This window comes from Pseudomonas sp. 21615526, from assembly GCF_013386245.1.
Lineage (GTDB): Bacteria > Pseudomonadota > Gammaproteobacteria > Pseudomonadales > Pseudomonadaceae > Aquipseudomonas.
This window is the reverse complement of the sequence record NZ_JACAOM010000151.1, coordinates 1-575: the sequence shown is the minus strand read 5'-3', so window position 1 is coordinate 575 and position 575 is coordinate 1. Positions and strand designations below refer to the sequence as shown.

The 575-nt window shown below is 63.1% G+C and carries 1 protein-coding gene; it reads right to left on the bottom strand.

From position 1 onward, the window contains the following. Positions 1-378 (bottom strand): P1 family peptidase (locus tag HX786_RS29270; RefSeq protein WP_178912958.1); only part of this gene is annotated, 378 nt, incomplete at its 3' end. Positions 379-575: the final 197 nt, after the last annotated feature.

Sequence of the window (575 nt, the reverse complement as noted above, 5' to 3'; positions counted from 1 at the left end):
GCCCCAATCCTTGTCCCCGCCATTGGCCAAATCATGCAACACCGCCGCCGGCACGATAGGAATCGCCGGCGCACCCGGCTTCAAATGCAACCCCACCTGGTCCTGGGACAACTTCGCCGCCACCGCATCCGCCGCCGCCAGGCCAAACACCGAGCCACCGGCAAACACCAGCGCGTGCAGCTGGCCCACCATGTTCTCCGGCTCCAGCGCCGCGGTTTCGCGACCACCTGGGCCTCCACCGCGAATGTCGATACTGGCAGTCCAGAAACCATCCGGGCGGATCACCGTGACGCCGGTGTCGGCGTACAGGTCTGTGGCGTGGCCAACCTCCAGGCCGGGAATATCAGTGAGAGCGTTGCGCGGGCCAGGTCTAGGCATACAGAAAAGCTTCCTTGGGTTTAGGTATGGCGTGGGGAGAGCAAGGGGTGTGCCAAGGAGGCGCTCCCCCGGCCCAGCGTACGCTAGCAGCTTCGCGAAAAAATCCCCTGCACAAAAACCAACACCCTGCCCTCCCGCCTGTTAGAAAAACACCACCCGCCCCGCAAACCCTCCAACAACTCCTTGTTATCCAAGAC